Below are 623 nucleotides of genomic sequence, written 5' to 3'. Positions count from 1 at the left end.
CTAACTCCTGATAATTTTTTATAATGAAATATTAAATTTTGAATATCCTTTGGATTATACGAATATATTATCCTCAATAATTTACTTCCAAGATAATTTTTTTCATATGAATTAAATCCATAAGTTCCATAATAATTTCTATCTAATATCTCATAAAGATTTCTCAATTTTCTAACCTGATCTTCAAAAGATTTCAGGAATTTATTGATTGTTTTTCCTATATTTTTTGAATAAAGAGAAAAAACATTAAAATGTATTATTTTTTCTCTGAATTCATCATAAATATATTCTTGTATTTCTTCTACGTTTTTTAAAAATATTTTTACGAAAAAAATCCCTCTTGGATTTATTTGAATACTTATCCAATATGCATTTATTGGCTCATTTATAGGGGATATATGTTTCACATAGCTAAATACTTCTTTTACATTTTCTATATGATTTATAAAATACTTTGGTAAATCCTTATCAAAAATATTTGGCCAATTTTTTGGATGTGTAAAATGCATAAATACTAATAATACATCAATTCCTTGATTTCTATCTTGTTCTAATAAATATAGAATGTTTTTTAATTTATTTTTATCTATTTTTCCAGTCTGAATTTTCTACATATGATGGTA

At 21.7% G+C, this 623-nt stretch carries 1 protein-coding gene; it reads right to left on the bottom strand.

All coding sequences use genetic code 11. The annotated features are described in order from the left end of the window. Positions 1 to 509: hypothetical protein (locus tag LUA84_RS00070; protein ID WP_231433867.1), on the bottom strand; the 509-nt coding region annotated here is incomplete at its 3' end. Positions 510 to 623: the final 114 nt, after the last annotated feature.

It is taken from the genome of Candidatus Nanopusillus massiliensis, from assembly GCF_920984865.1.
Note: the sequence above shows the minus strand (reverse complement) of the source record. Positions and strands in the feature narration are given on the sequence as shown.